The organism is Paenibacillus sp. BJ-4, assembly GCF_020404765.1.
Lineage (GTDB): Bacteria > Bacillota > Bacilli > Paenibacillales > Paenibacillaceae > Paenibacillus.
The window spans coordinates 132,502-152,614 of record NZ_JAIVEM010000027.1 but is presented as its reverse complement, the minus strand read 5'-3'; the positions used below and the strand labels follow the sequence as shown (position 1 = coordinate 152,614).

At 40.4% G+C, this 20,113-nt stretch carries 14 protein-coding genes and 2 pseudogenes; 13 read left to right on the top strand and 3 right to left on the bottom strand.

The genetic code is table 11. The features are described from left to right. Positions 1-16: 16 nt before the first annotated feature. Genes LCF57_RS05700 through LCF57_RS05685 form a run of 4 tightly spaced genes read left to right on the top strand, consistent with a single transcriptional unit; the run spans position 17 to position 3,633 of the window. Positions 17-418: a GntR family transcriptional regulator gene (locus tag LCF57_RS05700; RefSeq protein ID WP_225999831.1), complete on the top strand. Its 402-nt coding sequence runs from the start codon at positions 17-19 to the stop codon at positions 416-418. Positions 419-435: 17 nt separating this feature from the next. Then, entirely contained in the window at positions 436-1,413 is a 978-nt protein-coding gene (locus LCF57_RS05695; protein WP_226000008.1) for an ABC transporter ATP-binding protein, read from the top strand. Next, positions 1,410-2,312 (top strand): ABC transporter ATP-binding protein, encoded by a 903-nt coding sequence (locus LCF57_RS05690; RefSeq protein WP_225999830.1) that lies wholly within the window; start codon positions 1,410-1,412, stop codon positions 2,310-2,312. Before LCF57_RS05695 ends, LCF57_RS05690 begins: the two co-directional genes overlap by 4 nt. Continuing rightward, on the top strand, positions 2,305-3,633 hold the full coding sequence (locus tag LCF57_RS05685; protein WP_225999829.1) for an ABC transporter permease: 1,329 nt from the start codon (positions 2,305-2,307) through the stop codon (positions 3,631-3,633). Before LCF57_RS05690 ends, LCF57_RS05685 begins: the two co-directional genes overlap by 8 nt. A gap of 352 nt (positions 3,634-3,985) precedes the next feature. Here LCF57_RS05685 and LCF57_RS05680 read toward each other — a convergent pair. Beyond that, positions 3,986-4,242, bottom strand: a pseudogene (locus LCF57_RS05680) (Tn3 family transposase); the annotation flags it as partial. Positions 4,243-4,517: 275 nt separating this feature from the next. Here LCF57_RS05680 and LCF57_RS05675 point away from each other — a divergent pair. Beyond that, positions 4,518-5,175: pseudogene (locus LCF57_RS05675) on the top strand (IS3 family transposase); the annotation flags it as partial. A gap of 174 nt (positions 5,176-5,349) precedes the next feature. Here LCF57_RS05675 and LCF57_RS05670 read toward each other — a convergent pair. Further along, entirely contained in the window at positions 5,350-6,477 is a 1,128-nt protein-coding gene (locus tag LCF57_RS05670; protein ID WP_039275284.1) for an endonuclease/exonuclease/phosphatase family protein, read from the bottom strand. A gap of 42 nt (positions 6,478-6,519) precedes the next feature. After that, positions 6,520-7,641, bottom strand: coding sequence for a hypothetical protein (locus tag LCF57_RS05665; RefSeq protein ID WP_225999828.1), 1,122 nt, complete (start codon positions 7,639-7,641; stop codon positions 6,520-6,522). Positions 7,642-8,144: 503 nt separating this feature from the next. On the opposite strand from LCF57_RS05665, the gene LCF57_RS05660 reads away from it, so the two are divergent. The 8 genes from LCF57_RS05660 to LCF57_RS05625 all read left to right on the top strand — a co-directional run bounded on the left by LCF57_RS05660 (position 8,145) and on the right by LCF57_RS05625 (position 19,971). Then, positions 8,145-9,758, top strand: a complete 1,614-nt coding sequence (locus LCF57_RS05660) for a GMC oxidoreductase (protein ID WP_225999827.1) — start codon at positions 8,145-8,147, stop codon at positions 9,756-9,758. A 449-nt stretch (positions 9,759-10,207) separates the two neighbouring features. After that, positions 10,208-10,411: a hypothetical protein gene (locus LCF57_RS05655; protein WP_225999826.1), complete on the top strand. Its 204-nt coding sequence runs from the start codon at positions 10,208-10,210 to the stop codon at positions 10,409-10,411. Positions 10,412-10,481: 70 nt separating this feature from the next. After that, positions 10,482-10,634 (top strand): DUF2185 domain-containing protein, encoded by a 153-nt coding sequence (locus LCF57_RS05650; protein ID WP_225999825.1) that lies wholly within the window; start codon positions 10,482-10,484, stop codon positions 10,632-10,634. A 504-nt stretch (positions 10,635-11,138) separates the two neighbouring features. After that, a complete protein-coding gene (locus LCF57_RS05645) occupies positions 11,139-14,432 on the top strand; it encodes an S-layer homology domain-containing protein (RefSeq protein WP_225999824.1) in 3,294 nt (1,097 codons plus the stop codon). Between the two features lie 349 nt (positions 14,433-14,781). Further along, positions 14,782-15,450 carry a hypothetical protein gene (locus tag LCF57_RS05640; protein ID WP_225999823.1) on the top strand — a complete coding sequence of 223 codons (669 nt, stop codon included), beginning with the start codon at positions 14,782-14,784 and terminating at the stop codon, positions 15,448-15,450. A gap of 46 nt (positions 15,451-15,496) precedes the next feature. Beyond that, the gene (locus LCF57_RS05635) at positions 15,497-15,790 is read left to right on the top strand and encodes a hypothetical protein (protein ID WP_225999822.1); all 294 of its coding nucleotides are present in this window, start codon (positions 15,497-15,499) and stop codon (positions 15,788-15,790) included. A 258-nt stretch (positions 15,791-16,048) separates the two neighbouring features. After that, positions 16,049-18,034, top strand: a complete 1,986-nt coding sequence (locus LCF57_RS05630) for an ATP-dependent nuclease (protein WP_225999821.1) — start codon at positions 16,049-16,051, stop codon at positions 18,032-18,034. Beyond that, positions 18,031-19,971, top strand: coding sequence for a UvrD-helicase domain-containing protein (locus LCF57_RS05625; protein ID WP_225999820.1), 1,941 nt, complete (start codon positions 18,031-18,033; stop codon positions 19,969-19,971). The genes LCF57_RS05630 and LCF57_RS05625 overlap by 4 nt, the downstream gene beginning before the upstream one ends. Positions 19,972-20,113: the final 142 nt, after the last annotated feature.

The window sequence follows — 20,113 nt, the reverse complement described above, 5'->3', positions numbered from 1 at the left end:
GAGGGGAGAGAAGTAGGTGAATATACCGGTGCAAATAGATGAGAATAGCGCTGAACCGCTGTATGCGCAGATTGAAAAGCAGCTTCGTTCACTCATCGTAACCGGACAGATTGTAGCGGGAACACTGCTTCCCTCCATTCGGGAGTTTGCAGGGACACTCCGTTGCAGTGTGATCACCGTCCGGCGGGTCTATCAGGATTTGGAGAACGAAGGCTTGCTTCGTACCCGCCAGGGAACGGGAACCTTCGTCGCTCTGGTCGAGGAAGATATGCGTTCAGGCTACCGACTCAAAGCGGTGACCGAGGCACTGGACACAGCGATTGCTACAGGCATTGCTGTGCAGATGACAGAACAGGAATTGTTGGAGCTTTTCTCAGAAATGGTGAAGAAAAGGTATGAAGTCCAAGCGAAGGAGTGACGCCCGTGAAGATCCATATAAACAATCATGTGGAAGTACCAGTGGAAACATCGAAGCAAATTCAGTTGAAAACACCGGTTATTGAGATGAACCAGGTCTATAAAACCCGGGGCAATCGGAAGATTGGACCGATTAATTTGACCATTGAGCCTGGGTATGTATTTGCTTTGGCCGGACATAACGGTTCAGGAAAGAGCACATTGATTCAATTGCTGACCCAGCTTGTTCACCCGGATTTCGGTGAAATTCGCTGGTTCGGTCAAGTGTACCCGGAAGGTATGTCTGTAGATACGCGGCAATGGATCGGATATGTGCCGGAGCAGCCGACCCGTGAGGAAGATCGACTTACGGCAGAAACAGCAGCGGCCTTTCGAGCGTTGTGGTATCCCGGCTGGGATGAAACACGCTTTCAGCGTATGATGGAACGATTTCAGGTTCCTCAGCATACGAAATTATCGCGTATGTCCAAGGGAGAGCGACGTAAATTTGAGTTGGCTGCTGCCTTGGCGCCACATCCTCGTTTATTGCTGCTGGATGAGCCTTCATCGGGTCTGGATCCTTTTGCATGGAAGATTATGCTGGAGGAACTGCGGGATTGTATGGAAAATGGCAAAACGACGGTCATTATCGCCACTCATATCATCGATGAAATCAAACGCTTGGCTGATTATATTGTCCTGATGCATGAAGGTAGATTGCTCGGCAAGCTGGAAAAGGACCATCTGCTCGAAAATAGCAAGGAAATGTGGTTTGAGGGCACGCCGGAGGAAGCATCAGAGCTTCCGGGGGTTATAGAGACAGAGAGCGAAGGCCGATTGCAACGAATTGTAACGATGGCTGCGATAGAAGTTAGCGCCATATTGGAGCAAGCAGGTATTCGTCCCATCCGTGTGCGGCGTCTGGAGCTGGATGATATTTTAATACATTGGGTTGCGGGGCAACTAACGGGCAATGAAGAGACTTTCTCGAAGAAGAAAGGGGCGGAGCATTCATGAGTATGCTGAAATTGGAAGAGGTTGTGAAGCAATATGGAAACTATACAGCAGTAAACGGAATTTCGCTGAATGTGAACGGGGGAGAGATTTACGGACTGCTGGGGGGGAATGGAGCAGGCAAAACGACAACCATGCGGATGGTGCTCGGCCTGATTTATCCTGACGGGGGAAGCATTCGATACGAGGGCAAGCCATACAGCAAGGAGCTTCAACGAACGATGGGCTATTTGCCCGAGGAGCGCGGATTATACCCCAAGGTGAAGGTGAGTGAGCAAATTAATTATTTGGGCAGGCTGCGCGGGATGTCGGCCAAGGAGGCGGACAAAAGCCTGCGTTACTGGCTGGAGCGCTTTGGCGTACCGGAATATTACGATAAGCGGATTGAAGAGCTATCCAAAGGGAACCAGCAGAAAATGGGCTTTATTGCAGCCGTGGTGCATCGCCCGACGTTACTTATATTGGACGAGGCTTTCAGCGGGCTTGACCCCGTGAACGTCGAGCTGCTGAAGGACACGGTGAAGGAGCTGCGGGACGCTGGAGCTGCGATTTTATTCTCGACCCACCGCATGGAGCATGTGGAAGAGCTGTGCCGCCATATTACGATTTTGCATCGTTCGAATACAGTTGTGCAAGGAAGTGTGCAGGAAATCAAGAACCGCTACCCGCGAGAAAAAGTTCGTCTCATCACCACAGGTGAAGTGAACGGACTGGAGCAATTGCCCGGTGTACGTCGTGTGGAGAGTATGGACCGCGGTTGGATGCTACATATTGAACAGCCGGATGCGGCTAAGCTGATTTTACAAACCGCCCTGGGGCAAACGGATGTAGAGCATTTTGAGATCAAGGAGCCTACGCTGAACGAAATTTTCATACGAGAGGTGGGTGATTCTCATGAATAGATTAGGTACAGTCATCGGCTTTACGTTTCGTCAGAAGGCGAAAACCAAATCTTTTATCATTACGACGCTGGTATTGGCCTTGCTCATTACCCTCGGCATGAACCTGCCTTATATAATTTCCTTGTTTAAGGGAGAAGCGGCTGGGGGTGCAGGAGGCTCCGGGAAAACAGCAGCCGAGCATCTTCGTCTGGCACTGATTGCCGGGAGCCGAACAGAGATTGCGGATCAATTGGAGAAATTCACTCAGGAGCAGTCTAATCCGGCAGCCACTTGGGTGCGTTATGACAACGCACAGGCTCCGGCCATGCAGCAAGCCTTGAAGGACGGGAAGCTGCAAGGATACGTGAAGCTCAAGGAGCCTGCCGCTAAGGAAGAAACGTTTCCCCAAGTGGAGTACGTATCTGTAGAAAAAGAACCCTCCCCGGCGGTCATCACATTGCTGCAAACAGGACTACAGGCAGCAAAGGTTAAGGCCATACTTGGCGAGAATACATTGACCAATGATCAAGTTCGTGAAATTAGCACACCAGTAGCTGTGAATAGCAGGGAAGTGGATAGTCCATCTGAGGCAGGGAGGGCTGCGGGGACAAAGGATAAGGCGACCTCTATGATTAACTATGGCTTGGTCTATATACTGATGATACTGTTCTTCACCTCGTCGATGATGACGGGCAATATGATTGCTTCAGAGGTGACTTCGGAAAAAAGCTCACGCATTATGGAGATTCTCATCACGAGTGTATCGCCGTTGATCCAGATGTTCGGCAAAATTATCGGCATCTTCTTGGTCGGCCTGTTGCAAATTGCTGTTTTTGCAGCCGTTGTGTGTGCCAACCTGATGCTGCCGCATAACGGTGCTATCCTCAGCTCAGCCGGGCTGGATTTGTCACAATTGAACACTGCGGTGCTCAGTTATGGTTTGATTTTTTACATCCTCGGCTACTTTCTGTACGCAGTATTGTTCGCGGCTGTCGGCTCCATCGTTAGCCGTACGGAGGAGCTGGGGCAAGCGATCATGCCGATTACCGTGCTGTCACTGGCGGCTTTCTATATCGGTATCTTTAATATAGCTGCACCTGACACGATGTTCATCAAGGTCGCCGGATACATTCCGTTCTTTTCTCCGACCGTCATGCTGCTGCGCATTGGTTTGGAACGGGCGAGCCTACTAGAAATATGGCTGTCACTTGCCATTCTGGTCGCCTCCATCCTGTTCTTCGGCTGGCTGGCTGCCAAAATCTACCGTACGGGTGTCTTAATGTATGGCAAACGCCCTACTTTCAAAGAGCTAAGAAAAGCTATGAAGGCTTATAAAATTTAGATTTTTTTCACAGCACTGTGAGTGTGTGATGTCATAATTAGTGAGAAAACTTTCAGATTAAATGAGAAAAAAATTTCATAATTAATGAGAAGTGAATATTTATTCATTGGTATACATTAATGGAGTTGTTGTATGGTGTCCGAATATACGAAGGTGTCTACAGACAATAAAGTTTTGTACTAATTATTAATATTAAACAATAATAATATTCTTTCTTAGTAAGTATTTAACAAAAGCCCGATGAGCAAGTATCATCAGGCTTTTTTATTATATAAAGAAGGGACTGCTTGGGCTTAATCAGAACGAGCATAAGTTACATAACAAGTCAAAAGCTTTGAATCCTTTCCTGTTAGCGAAATCCGCGCAAATTCATTAAACCAAAGACTTGATCGGTGTAACCGGCTGTATCCGTATAATGCACCTCGATGGCCAAGTCCGTTTCATGGTGGAGCAAACCGTCGATGACGTGTACGGCATCCCGAGTGTTCGTATTGATGACTTTCGTGTAGAAAATGGAAAATTGGTCGCCAACCGATAAATCGTAGCTCCTTTTCCCGTCCCGTAATGGGGATTGGCATCACCGTGAAGCGTCGAAGTTCTAATCTGGACGGTAATTCTATCAATTACATTATTTTACATATGTGTACAGACAATAAAGTCATGTACTAGACATTAAAGTTGTGTACTAATTATTAATGACGGATAACAAGAATATCTCTTCTTAGTAAGTATTTAATAAAAAGCCCGATGAGCACGGGGGGACTGACCCCATAACGTGAGACAAATCAAAACACCTTCAAGAGAATGAAACCATGTCGTAAGATATGGAGATAACCTTGGAGTGTTTTTGCGTTGGCAACACGAGTTAGCTATCAGTAGAAAGGTATCGGAAAATCACGGGGGTCCTTCGAAAAGAACAACGCGTGAATCATAAACGAGTCCAACGGATCATGCAGTGTGAGGGGCTCCAGTGCCGTATGAGGATGAAAAACGAAAGGTCACGGGAAACCCATACAACCGGCCGAAAATTTGCTGGTGCGCCAATTCCACGCCGAAGCCCCTCTGCAAAAACTCGTTACAGACATTACCTATTTGCCGTTTGGCGGTAAGATGCTGTATTTCTCTAGCATTATAGACCTGTACAACGGAGAAATTGTAGCTGACAGTATAGCAGATAAGCAAGACACTTCTTTTGTTTTGGATACGTTAAACCAACTTCCAAAGCAGGAAAAGATGCTACTTCATAGTGACCAGGGCAGTGTCTACACCTCCTTTGCGTACCAAAAGGCTGTAAAAGGAAAAGGCATTACCATGAGTATGTCCCGCAAGGGAACGCCTGCTGATAAAGCCCCCATTGAATCGTTTCATTCCACGCTAAAGTCTGAAACGTTCTATCTAGAAGGGTTAACCTGCACAACGACGGTAATCTTTGAACAGACCGTTCGAGACTACATTACCTACTAGAACTTGATTCGAATTCAAATGAAACTAAAAAACCAGTCGCCGATTGAATTCCAACGACTGGCTGCTCAGACTTGTTAGGGGGGGAGCCCAGTCTCATTTACAGGGGGCAGTGCCTTATTAGCTGCTGGCTTCTCCTTACCGAGAAAAAATGCTTCTGAGTTTGGAGATCATAGTGAGAGAATTGTTTCTCTGCTTGCATATGTTGAAGCCGCAGCTCAGTCATATGTTTACGCTCGTTCAACGCTCTTTAATCTAAATGTCCAGATCTACGTAGATTGCTGCATGGTCAGATGCAGCCTGCGCTGCGTTCGTAATTTCAGGAAGATGAGGAAACAGAGTTCCGTCCTTCCCGCCCCAAACGCCCTCACGGTAGATGCCTCCGCCCCGGGCGAGCCGGAATAGCGCAGGCGACATCAGAATATAGTCAATTTTGTCCTTGGCGTCACCGTCTCCCCAAGTGCCAGGTCTGCCGGCAAAATCAAAACCTTCGATCTCACTGGCGTCTTTAAGATCGGAACCGTCCTGTAGAAGTGGGGCAAGAGGGTCACTATCCGGAGTATCGTTAAGATCCCCCATCACGGCAATCAGATCTATATTCGAAGCACGCAGATGCTCATAAATTTCGCGGACCCGCTTCGCCTGCTTCTTTCTAAGTGCTTTATCGTCATTTGCTTTGCTCTTGAAATGGTTAGCCAAAATGACCAGGCTTCGATTTTCCGGCAGCGGAATGTGGTATTCTGCGCAATCACGGTTAAACACTAGCTTACCATCCACCCTATCATCAACATGGCTTCGCATAAAATCCACTGCATACGGTGCCCGTGTAAAAAGTCCGACATCGATACCGCGGCTGTCATTCCCATCGATCAAGAGCGCATGATCATAAAGCCAGTTGGCAATGGGATAAAGTATCTGTTCGTTAAACATTACAAGTGAGGGCCTATTCTCAGCCTCTACCACCACCATGATTTGGGCGTCAATGTTTCGGATTACCCTCGCAGTGTTCTGCGTAGCGTGCTCGTTTATCGCTTCCGTCGTTAACTCAAACCATCCAATCCAATCATCGCGGCCGTTCGCCACGACCTTTAAGGCACCATACTTTCTGGAAACAAGTTTTCCCCGATTCCTGCGCAGGATAACAAAATCTGACTCATCTCTTTCTTTGAGTCCAAGTGCCTCCATTAAGCGCGCAATCTCAACTTTATCGGATGGACTGTAGATCTGCTGAGCTACAAGCGCATTAAGTTTTGCAACCTCTTCCAATACTTTTTGGCCGGAGAAGAGCCTATGATCCGGATCAGCTCCAATTCCCCATTCGGTCTGATTTAGTATCTTGGCCCGTTCAAAGAGATTTTCGACATTGTAAGAAGCTAGCCTCAACCAGATTCCTCCTCATCCTTATGGTATATAATCAGCCATGAACTACAGGTTGATATCTTTGATGCCAAACCTGGAGAGCTTATGCACAACCTGGTCAGCGGACGGCGCATTTTCAATAATGATCTTCACCACTTCATCAGTATCATCAACAAGACGGATATAGCGTTTGAATTGCTCCTCGGTCATGTTTTTTGAAACAACGAAGAGCTGTTTAAGCAAGTCCATCACGGGAACGTGTACTTTTCCATCGGGGACATCAGGGACCTCCCAGAAATTACGATCCAGAAATAACATTGATGTAATCGGGTTGGGGACGTTGTCTTTCTTGCCGCGGTAAAAAATTTGCGCAGCATCCTGGAACACCTCTTGAATCGTACCCGCCCTCCCCTCGGAAAAAACAATACCGCAAGATGCCAATGATAGAAGGACGTCTTCCCGTGTACTGTTGAGAAAGTACTTTGCTACGTGGGTTGCAAGCGGTGTGAACGGTTCGTGTCCATAATGCCAGGTTGGTACAGCCAAACTGTTATTGATGGGGGTGAGTTGGTTCTTAAGCTCCTGGGCAATCTCCCAAGCAGGGAGCATCCATGCGTGGAGTTTGCTCATTAGATCTTCATTGATAGTCCACATATTTTCTTTGTGTACGAGGATGTACTGCATGTCTACCGGAAAATCGGCATATGCTTCATGCAATCTGTTGATGGCGGAAGTAAGCTGATCTGCGGAGCGTCCGGCATAAAGCGCCCCCAGATGCGTTGCTTCCATACAACCAGGTCCGCCGCCGCTAACGACGATAAAGCCGGATTCAGAAAGCTTCTGGGCAATGTGTGCAACCTTGCAGTATGTCTCGCTGCCGCGCGGCTCCTTGTGCCCCCCCATAATGGAAACAGGACGTCTCCCGGATCGCATCTCGTTGGCCAAAAATGACCTCAGTCCAAGCCCGACTGAAGCGTCATGCAAGGCTTCCATCATAGCGGCGTAAGGGTCCGAGACGGCGGTGAGTCCTTTTTGATGGAAATATATAAGGTTTTGAAAATCCGGGGTCACTGACACGCTGAGCGTGTTATGGGGATCAAAGTTCTTATATAATTCATCCGGGTTATATAGCCCACTGTGTATTGGGTTAAATGGGGGATGCATGATCACTTCAACTGTTTTATTCATTGTTCGCTCCCAATAATTGTTATTTTCACGTCGTTTTTCTACTGCAATGGTACGGAAAAGTCACCCATCATCTCAGTGGAATGCCGCGGTCTACCGCTAAAGTACCGGTTATCGCGGTATTTGCAGAATCTTAACTTTGAAGGGTTCTCAATTCGACAGGATCGAATTGGTTGTTTCCACAAGTATTCTAACCGAATGAATTTGCAATAATTCATTTGAAATTTATTGTCACTACGAATCGGTATGCGGGTAGGCCAATTAGCGGAAATGGAAGGGTCAAGATGCGGATTGACTGCGAAAAAAAGTTATAAATTACCAAAATGTACAGTACAATTGGAAGTGTAAAAGAATACCACCTCAAGTGGATACTTTCGAATAGGTCCAATGAATCCGAATTTGATTACCCTGTCATTGAATATACATAACGTAAAATAATATTGCTTAACAGGCGCCATGAATTTCTCGGGAGGTGTGTTGGAACAATGGAGTTCCTGAACCGTGGTATGAACAGAGAACAAAACGGCAGTCCTCGTTCTTTGGAGAGTGCAAAAGTAAGCTTAGGCAATTTGAATATTCTTGGAACAGCAGAACGATCCCAGCAGTTCATGGAATGCGGTCCAAAGAATACGTCTTCTGACGAACCATTGGATGCTTCCTATTGTTCCTTGCCGATTGTAAATCCTGAGTTGAATCAGTGGATTCAAATTACCCCCTTGGAAAAAATGGTAGAGATTGAATACGATGTGTTGATTGTAGGAAGTGGTGCCGGAGGAGGCGCGGTACTTTGGAGGCTAGCAGATCAATGGGGAAACAACGGGAAAAAGATTGGCGTTGTTGAGGCAGGAGATCTTTTTCTGCCTACACATGCCATGAATCTGCCTACAATTAACTATCAGCAGAACTCTTCGCTAGTCACCAATAAGTTCGGTTTTTATGGCGAAGAGCTTCCGGAACTTCCGGGAGCAATGAGTAAAATTGTTTTTGGTGGTGCAACATTATTTTGGTCAAATCTAACTCCACGAATGGCAAATTCAGAATTATTACGTTGGCCTATTTCTTTGCAAGAGATGAATTATTACTATTCAGCAGCAGAAGCAATCATGAATGTGAACACGAATATATCCAAAGGATCTCCTATTTCGGAAATTATGTTAGGAAGGCTTCGTCAACATGGTTATTATAAGGCAACGCACAGACCTATGTCCTTAAATTTAGAGCCAACGCAATATGGTGTGATAAACTCCAACGTATTTTTTAGCTCGATAATATTTTTCGCATATGCCATGAATCGTAGACCCGTTGATCTGTCAGTAAATACCCGTGCAGTGAAGGTGCTTACCGACCATGGACGCATTGTCGGGATTGAAGTCGTTTCACAGGACAAAAAGTCACACCGTATCAGAGCCAAAAAAGTAGTCTTATCGGCAAGTACATTGGAAACCCCGCGTATTTTGCTTCATTCAGGTGTAACAGGAAGGGCGATTGGCCATTACCTTACTGATCACGGGGCTGTGATTGCACAAGGAACAGTGAGTCGGGGAGTTTTTCCTGAGGTACTGGGGGCACTTAGTATAGTAGTTCCTGAGGAAGAAGGCACTCCATTTCAAGTTGATATTAGGAGAAATGACAAATATTATTTGTATAAGTATGATATGCAGCCTGTATTGAAGGAGATTCCGATCAATTTTCATGCCTATTGCAAACTCGAATCTCATTTTGATAATTATTTGACTCTGGATCCTGATAGGAAAGATGAATATGGTGTTCCAAAGATTCGGGTGCATTTTTCCTATAGTGAAACTGATCAACGAGTTATTCGTCAAACTATTGCAGGGGTAAAGAATGTTGTTAATGCCACTGGGGTATCCTTAACCTCTGAAATATGCAGACATGTACCAGGAAGGGAGCGGCACTACGTCGGAACATGCCGTATTGGTCAAGATTCTTCTACCGCAGCGGCCAACCCTTATGGTGAAATTTTTGGTGTTTCGGGATTGTTTGTTGCGGACAACAGCATGCTGCCTTCCATGTCTGCGGCTAATCCGACGTTAACTACCATCGCTCTATCGATCCGAACAGCTGACCATATTATACGGCAATTTCAAAATAACGATTGAACTTATGCTTATGCGGGCAGGAGCCGAAATTTGCGGTAGTGTCATACCTTAACCAAAAGCTGGATTTCATAACTCGCTTCATATAGATTATCCTTAATAGAAAGATCAGTATGGATTACGTTCCAGGCTCTGCTCTCGACGGTCAAGTGATGCTGACGGCAGTATAACATACTGCGCAGGGTTTAGTTGCATTTGGCGTTGCTGAGTCTGTGTAATAGAGCAGACATAGGTGCTTTGGGGCACCTTTTTTGTCTTAGTGCAGCTTTGCTATCACGCTGTTCAAGGATGAGAAAAATTAAGGCTTTCTACTTGATTTTGTGTGCCCTGATTATGGTCTTGTCAGTTGCAGTTATCGTTCCTAGATTAAGGATAAAAAAAGAGGAGAAATTAGAGCATGAGAGCACAATAAGAGTCTGGACCAAGCATTTATTCTTAACGGTTTTATAGATTTGGGATGGGAACCAAGCATTTGCTTGGTGAACAGCCTGACCATGAAGAACCAGAAGGTTTTCGGAGACGTGATTCAGGTAGACAGCAAAATAGAGTTGTACGGGGAAATTGATCGTGAATTTGAGAACTGTCTAATAGAAGATTTTGATATCATCTGGGTTATGAATCAACCGCATGATCTTAGTATTAACTATAAAGGATGATTGGGGTCTGACCCCTATCGATTTTGCTAAGAATTTACCTTATTAAAAAATTTAGAAATGATGGAAGTGAATGTTAAAAGGGAAGAATCCTAAGTATATAGAAGGAGCTGGTGGGTGCATTGTCTCAAAAAATATATTGGATAATAAAGGTCATTTAAAGTGGATACTTAGAGAAGATTCTGTTAATGAAGTGAATAACGGATGGAGATTTTTTTTGATATAGATAATGACGAATTTATTAATAACCCTAGAATATGACAGTATGCGATTTTAATACAGTTGTTGGGTTTGAACCAGCTATTCTTGCGATTTATAATTCCCAGTAGGGAGCGATTTACAACTAATTGTAGAGGATAATCAGAGATTTTTTGTGGACAATCTAACCAGGAAAATAGTTGAATTACGAAGAGTTTTTAAGCACATTTATAATATAAATAATTGATCTGTATGTTGATTCAAATAAAAGCGGCGGTTGAAACAGAAGTGATTCTGTCTTGACCGCCGCTTTTTTAGCTGATCCAGTTGGGTTTTGTCTATGTGATTTTTGAATGGAGCATTTTTATAATCGTTCAATTTTAAATCTATTATCTTTCTTTGAAAAAAACAAATATACCGACATAAAACGACAAATTTTTCATTAGGTAAATGGTATTATTACTTTTGTCTCATTTCCTAGAATTGAGGTGTAGTTAAATAGGTATTATTGATCAATTGGGGAGAGTGGAATATGAAGAAAGTAGGTATGTTGATTTTTTCCTTGCTACTAATTCTAGCACAACCAGGATTTGCACAGGCTGCAACCAGTGGAAAAGAATTAGAGAATCACTGGGCAGGTTCATTAATGAGCGAGTGGCTAGCCAAAGGGATTTTAAAAGGATACGAAAATGGCAAGGTATATCCTGATCGTCAAGTTACAAGGGCAGAGTTTATAACCATACTACATAAGGGGTTTGATGGCCAAAATACTTATGATGTATCGGAAAAGAAAAGCAAGTTTAGCGATGTGGAGGAAAGCAATTGGTATTACAAAGATGTGTTGAAGGCTGTTGATGAGGGATTTATTAAAGGATATCCCAACAACACGTTTCAACCGAATAAGACTCTGACACGTCAAGAAGCTGCAGTTATACTAGCGAACAAGTTGAACCTGAAAGTAGATGATTTAAATCTTTTGAAAGAATATAAGGATTCAAATACTGTAGCTGAATGGGCTAATACTAGCTTTTCCGGTGTCTTAAAACACTCCATACTGCAAGGTTACCCTGATAAGACGCTGATGCCCAAGAATCAGTTAACACGCGCAGAGGCGGTAACCTTACTAGATAAGGCTATTAAATTTGAGGCTTCCAATAAAACTGTAACGATTCCTTCTATTAATTCAGAAAGTAGTACAGATATTAGACAGAATGAAAGTACTCAAACGGGTGGCAGTACTACAAGTAATACGGATACAGATAAAAAATCAAAGAGAAATAAAATTGATACGAAACTGGATTCTGATAAGGATGGTTTGTCCGACTATAAAGAAGAAATGATAGGCACAGATAAACTCAAACCAGATACAGATGGGGACGGTCTAACTGATGGTCAAGAAGTAAACCTAATCGGCACTAATCCATTAAAAATTGATACCGATGGAAATGGTGTGAATGATGGTGATGAGGATAGCGACAAAGATGGCTTAACGAACGCGGAAGAGGTGAAACTTGGAACTAATCCTGGTAACAAGGATACTGATTTCGACGGTTGGGATGATGCCTACGAGTTAAAGAAAGGTACTAATCCACTAGAGGCTGATTCGGATCACGATGGGTTAAAGGATTCTATTGAGGAAAAATTTAAAATGGGCCCTCTCAATCCCGACACAAACGGTAATGGTATTAAGGATGGAGACGAATCTGTTGTATATAAAACTGAGATAACCTCATTTGAGCGTGACTCAAATGTTATCCCTTCAGTAAAAATTACTTCTGATGCCAAAGAAGCAACTTCTACAGTAATTACAAATGTGTATGGAATGGACGCCTTTATTGATAAGGATATTCCTGGGTATATTGGTGCGCCTTTTGAGTTCACGACAGATGTTAAATTTGCTACTGCCGCTATCACATTTGAGTATAATCCGAGCTTGGAGTCAGATGATTTCCGTCCGGAAATATTTTACTACAATAAAGAGAAGCAGCTCTTGGAAAAAGTAGAGAATCAAACGTATGATCCGAGTACCCATTCAGTAACAGCGATTGTTCCTCATTTTAGCACTTATATTTTGTTAAACGGTAAGGCCTGGGATGCAGCTTGGGCAAAGGAAATTAGATTACCTAAAAAAGACCCTTCAACGGGGCGTGAACGTAAAGTTGATGTCGTGTTTAGTATTGACACTTCTGGAAGTATGGCTTGGAATGATCCAAAGAAGATGAGATTGCAAGCAGTTAGTAATTTTGTAAGTAAGTTGGAAGAGAATGATAGAGCAGCGATTTATCAATTCGCTGATGATTCTGTTCAAAGAATTGCTTTGACCTCTGACAAGCAGTCAGTACAAGATGCTGTGTATAAGGTAAGTGGGTATGGAGGCACTAACATTTACTCTGCTTTAGATTCTGCATTAATAGAGCTAGAGCAAAATGGAGAAGACAATCATGATAAGTTTATTGTTCTGTTAACCGATGGGCAAGGAACTGAGGATAATGATCTTATTGATGATGCGTTACAAAAGGCAAAGAGTGAAAAAATCGCTGTTTATACAATTGGTCTAGGCGATTCTATTGATGAGGTAATGCTTAAACGAATTGCATCAGAGACAGGCGGTTCGTATTTCCATGCTACAACTGCAGAATCAATTGACTTGGCATATGACCATGTAGCGGACGAAACGATTGATGCCTCATTGGCATTGGACAGTGATAAAGATGGAATCCCTGATTATTTTGAAATTAATGGTGTACGCCTAAGTAATGGAAAAATACTGTATAGATTATACCCAGATAATGATGGCAACTTGTACGGATTAGATCCTTATAATGCTGATACAGATGGGGATGGAATCCCCGATGGAGAAGAGCTAGTCCTAGCTTCTAAAAATTATGATCAAGATCCTGTCTATTTTACATTGATCTCAGATCCAACGAAAAAGGACTCTGATGGAGATGGTATGAGTGATACAGTTGATCTTCAACCTCTAATTTATAATGTTACAGAGCGCCATAATGTTATGATTAGCGATTTGAGCTATGTGAATTTAGAATTCATACAAGGTAGGGAGTTTGGTGGACCATTAGAAGCAGCCATAGAAAATAAATTTAAAGTTAGTGGTGTTCGCCCTGATAAAGAATTGGAAGGGTGGAAAATCATTAAGGCTTATGACAGTAAATGGTACGATTTTAGTTTTGGAGCTGTTGCCTTGAAAAAGGGAAATAAAATCGTTATTGCATTCAGGGGAACTGAACTTGAGAATGGCTGGGAAAACGGTGTCGTGGATGGAATTAATGATTTAACTATATTCTTTAAAAATGATAATTTTCAAACAAGTAAGGCCGAGGGATTCGTGGCAAATGTAATTGAAGAATATCCAAATACAGATATCTATATCACGGGTCATTCTTTAGGTGGTTTTATAGCAAGTGTTCTGTCTTACGAATTAGCTTCATTAAACCTAACAAGTATCCATGGTGATCGAGATGCATATAAAGTATTCAAAGAGAGTAATTATCAATTTGCCAAGGGAAGAACTTTTAACGCTGCCCCGTTCTTTGTTAATGGATACGCTACAGATTTTGTAAGGAAGTGGGGAATGGATATTTTCACTCCGTTTACAGATAGCCCGGTTCCGCCATTAGCATTGTTGAGTGATGAATATAACGACCGAATTGAAAATTATACAACGGAGGGTGAATTTTTAAGTCTTCTTAAGCAATATGCTGTTGGCTTGCGTTTGGGGAAAGTATTCGAACCATTCCCAAGTAGTGGTGATATGTTGGAGAGACATTCGATTTCTAAGTTTTATGAACATTTTCCACTTAAATAAGTAAAGTTGAAGGAGAATAGACTGATAGGTCTATTCTCTGGATTTATTGAAAGGAATGATTATGGTAATGGTAAAATCCAATAAAAGGACACTATCAATTTCGACTGATGAACAACTACAAAATTGTGTTATGTCCAATGTATCTGTTCAGATATATGTGGAGGACGAACTTGATTATGAGGGGGAGATTGTCGGATATTCTGATCATTCTATAACTACAGACGATGGGATTTATTTAAGAGTGAATTGTAGGGTACAGACAAACAGTAATTATCTAAAATTACTAAGATCATAGTTCTACTTTATTTGATATTGAGGCTTGAATGTATTATTAAAGGAGTTTTCATTAATGGAGGAAGTTTACGAGTACTTTGTACATGAATTAGGAATGGATGAGAAAGTTCATAAATTTATGCCTACTAGAAGATGGTTGATGAAAATAGGACTTTTAGTAGCTATTATGTTTGAATTAATTGCCTTGTTCTTTATTAGTACGTGGTACATTTCTATATCTCTTATAGTTTTTGGAATAATAGCATTCTTTATTTTTACTTATTTTTACTGTAAGGGAGTTGGAAAAGTTTTATTAGATAAATATAATGCTAAGTTGACCAATAAATTCCCTTTATCTAGCATTGATTACTACAATTACATCAATGGTGAATTAGCTGTTTATCTTCAGAGTAAGGGTTTGCACACTGAAAAGAAACTAGAGTTACTGATCGATCGGTTCAAAAAAAAAGCAGATGAGACGTCGGGAAGACGATTTTTTATTCCAGGAATATTTGCCGCTCTAACCCTACCGGTTTGGAACCAAACAGCTGTAAGTCTCTTTAAAAATATAAACAATACACAGCAAATAGTTACTTTGTTCTCGGTTCTATTCATTATTATTGCTACAATGACCTTTATCTCCTCCTATTACATTTCATTTTTTAAACTAATATTTGGTTTAAAAAACCAGCGATACAAGCTGCTCATTGGTCACCTTGAGGATATTTATATAAAGCTCCTTTAAAAAACTACGAAAAAAATAAATAGTATTAGTGAGGGTAACAGTATGCATGAATCAGAAATCAATTGGAATTTTCCCTCAGGGGAATAAAATTTTTCTTTGGATTCAGGAAACTATGAAGCCAGAAAATAAAGATAAAAAAGTTGGTGAACTACTTGATACTTTTATGAACAAGAATAAAGGTTGCTCCGTTTTAAATATTGGTTCTTTAATAATGGCTTCTTACTTATTATTGGTATATCCAAAAGAGGAACTGTCCTATAAAGATATACTAAAAATAGATCAATATAATATTGAAATAATTGTTGGAGAAAAAAAGATGAGGCAATACTCAGGAGGATAAGAAATTCATATCACATGCAAACTTTAATATTGTAGGGGATACGATTGTTTTTAAAGATAAGCTGTGATTTTTGGGAGATTGGTGAATGATTACATGTTCATTGTTAAAGATAAATTTTTTAATAGACTTGATTAAGGATATCCGAGTCCTACAAAGAATACTAATGGGAGTAGAACAAGTACAGAAGTCGATTCTCTTTTTTTGTCGTATAATGTTAATTATAGGAACTTGGTGTTGAAACAGAAAGGTGGGTCTTAAGTGCATATATCTAAGTTAAATATTTCGGGATATAAGAACACTAAGGAAATATCTGAAATAAGGCTAAACAAAGGACTTAATGTGCTTGTTGGAGAAAATGGTTCGGGCAAGACGACTATTGTTAATGCCCTTAGACTTGTTTTGCGAGAAAACGAATTTTCATACATGAATATTGATGAAGATGATTTCTATATATCTTTAGACAAGCAATACACTGCTCCGGAAATTAGAATAGATCTTACACTTGAATCTTTGAGTTCAAATGAACAAGTTACATTTTTAAGTTGGTGTGATGCCGACAATAATGCACAACTACATTTAGAGATTAACTCGAATCCTAATAGGAAAGGATATTACAAAAAAGAAGTTTGGGGTGGCGCTTCAAAATCAAGCATTTTTGAAGACGAGACATTTGATTGCATTGATTGTATCTACCTCCCGCCTCTTCGGGACGCAGAGGAGAAATTAGTTAACGGAAAGAGATCGAGATTAGCCCAGTTACTAAAGAAACAATACGGTGACAATAAAGATTCACTTGTGAAAAACGTAACTGATTTTAATTTTCAAATTACAAGTAATGCTGAGAATAAATATAATGAAATTGAGGAAGCGAAAATCAATATTAATACTAAGCTTGAAGAAACATTGGGACAACGGCTTGGCCAGAGTATAAATCTTCAATTTGCGGAAACATCATTTAACAAAATTGTGGAAAGTATAAAGATGGTGTTCTTTCCAGGTATCAAACAGAATGACTCTGATAAATTTAGGGATATTGCAATTAATAGCTTAGGATACAATAACTTATTATATATAGCTACTGTATTTGCAGAGCTTGAACTATTGAAAGACAATAACATGATGACTGTTTTATTAATTGAGGAACCAGAGGCTCATTTACATCCTCAGCTTCAAGTCAAATTTATAAAGTATCTAGAAGGTATAGCACGAGACTTGGAAAATCTGCAGGTTGTTATTACAACACATTCTCCAGTACTTGCTTCTTCTATAGACATAAATAATTTAATCCATATATCACAAAAAGAAGAGAGAATTGTAGCGATTCCGTTAAAGGAAATCGATCTGGGTGAAAGCAAAAACTATATTAACAGGTGGCTAGATGTAACAAAATCTGCACTGCTGTTTTCAAAAGGTATAATTCTTGTAGAGGGCATTAGTGAGGCTATGCTGATACCTACTTTAGCAAAGATAGTACTAGCTGAATATAATAAAACAGCTCTCGATAATTTCAATCCATTACTACCAACATCCCTAGAAGAAGCTGGTGTGTCTACGGTAAATATCAATGGAATTAACTTTAAACATTTCATGAAGTTCTTTTCGAATTGTGATGACAGCACAGGTAAAATACATTTACCTATTTTGTGTTCAGGAATTACGGATAATGATCCACCAAAACTAAAAGTACCTGTGTATGATGAAAAAGATGAATTGATAAAAGATAAAGATAAAGAGCCTTTAACCAAACTTCAAGATACATTTCCATTACCGAGTGAATTGCCTGTTGGGGCAAATAGTGCACTTCAACTAATTGATGATATTAATAAGAGTAAATGGGGGCGTTTATATTCTTCTCCATTAAAAACCTTTGAATACGATTTAGCGATAAATAGTAACACAAATATAATGGCAAAGGTTATTTGTGATCTATGGCCCACTGAAGGGAAAGTAAAGCAGCGTTGCATTTCCATATCTTCTAAAAACAATGAGTACGATAATGAATATGAGTTAAAAGAGGATGCTGAATTCATTTTTAAACATATTGATGCTGATGAGGTTGGGAAAGGGATCTACGCACAAAAATTAACAGATCAATTGGAGTTACAAATGAGAGAGCAATTGGATAAGGTTGATGATACAAAATCAAATATTAATGATATTTATTCAAATATAAGTGGAATCATGGATATTCCAGATTATATTAAGAAATCAATAATATGGGCGTGCAACGGTGGTGAAGTATGAATAAGGAGGAAATGGAACAAGAAATAATACATACTTTGAGTGAGAGTAAAGAGGCATTGAATTCGTTTACTTCACTTATTGATAATAAAGTGAGGGAGAAAACAGAGCAGCAGCTAAAATATGTTCTCTCTCCTGCTAATAAAAACATCTTCTTAGAAGCTTGTGCAGGCAGTGGTAAAACGGAAGTTGTTGGAATGAAAACTGCATATGAGATCAAAAAGTGGCGTTCAGCTAATAGCGGTATTGCGGTACTTACATTTACTAATGAAGCGACTGATACTATCAAAGAACGAGTAAAGATCTTTTCAGAATTAACTTCATTGTATCCTCACTATATAGGAACCCTCTCCGGATTCATACACGGATTTATTGCTCAGAGTTACGGATATAAATTTTCCAAACATAAAAATAGAGAAGGTGATACCTCATATAGACTTATTGATAAAAGTTTAGTTGTATATGATACCCATTGGCTAAAAAAATATAAAATTCCTTATTTGAACCATAATTCATCGGGGCAAGACGTATATGCTAATCAAATTTATTACGATCATAAAATAAACGACATTATGATTTATTATTCGGAGAATTATAAACTTTCATTAAAAGAGTATTACCAGTTAACTGAGGTACAAGAATTCGTTCGTAGCTTTCGTAAAAAGAGAGGGAATAATAATCTATTAAGTTTTGAATTTATAAAGAATGCAATAGGAAAAGCCAAACAAACTTTTTTTGAGGATGGTTTCGCTAACTTCGAGGATATGAATAATATGGCTTACAGAGTTTTAAAGAAGAGTGATCATTTAGCTGCACTCATTGCTACACGGTTTCCTCTCATTATTGTAGATGAATGTCAGGATCTTTCATGGATTGAAATTAACATTCTTGATCAACTACAACGTTCTGGTTCTTCTCTCCATTTTGTTGGGGACCTTAACCAATCAATATATGAATTTAAGGATGCTGATCCAGCAACCACCAAACAATATGTATCTGTATTTGAAAAGTACTTACTAACTGATAATTTTAGGAGTTGTCATTCTATTGTAAGTACATCCAATAAATTATTAGGTATAACATTGCCTATACGTGGTTTAGAGGTTGATAGATATGGTGAAAAGAGTGTTTGCTATTTAGAATATAATGACCTTGCATCTTTAAGTCAAAAGTATATAGAATTCCTTAAGGAAGTTGAAATACCTTTTAATAATTCGGCTATATTAGTCCGACAAAAAAACTTGAAACTAGACTTAGAAACGAAATTCAGAGAAAGTAAACATTTAATCTTAGATGCTCTACAACTTTGGATTGAGAATACACCAAAATCACGAATATTAGCTTTAGAGCTGGCAAGTAGGCATATGCATAGGTGGTTTGGAGGAGCAAAAACGAAAAAGAACTATAACTGCCCCAGTTCAATTGATTCCGTTTATAGATGGAGAATCTTTATCAAAGATTTTTTGGATGTATGTTCTGCAGTTTCTGATTTGGTTAAATTTGATGGTGTAAATTATTCAACGTGGTATAAGAGTTTCAATAATAACTTCTTGAATATAGTGCAAGATGCATATCAAAACTTAGCGATTTATGATAGTGAGAAGAGAGACTTTTCTGAAATATCTAAGCTCATCTCACCTAAAGGAACTGCTAAAGATGAGATAACAGTTTATAATATGGCGGATAAGATAAATCCGGTTTCAGTCAACACTATCCATTCAGTTAAGGGTAAATCTTTTGATAGTGTAATGGTGGTTTCTAGTCTCCGGAATTTAGGGAGTGGGCATTGGAAAAAGTGGATCGAGAAAGACCACGAATCTGGACGTATAGGATATGTTGCGAACACCAGGGCCAAATATTCTTTAGTTTGGGGTGTTCCGGTATTAAATAAAGAGGACAGGGACTTACTTGAGTCTTATGGTTTTAAACGGGCAGACTAAAATGATGTTTTGTAAAAAACGGTTATTCTTTTTGGATGGCCGTTTTTATATTATTAATAACTTACACCAGTTAGATTAATCGGTATAATTTCAAATCGAAGAATTGCTGTTCGCCATATTTTCACCATCTTCAAAGATATAA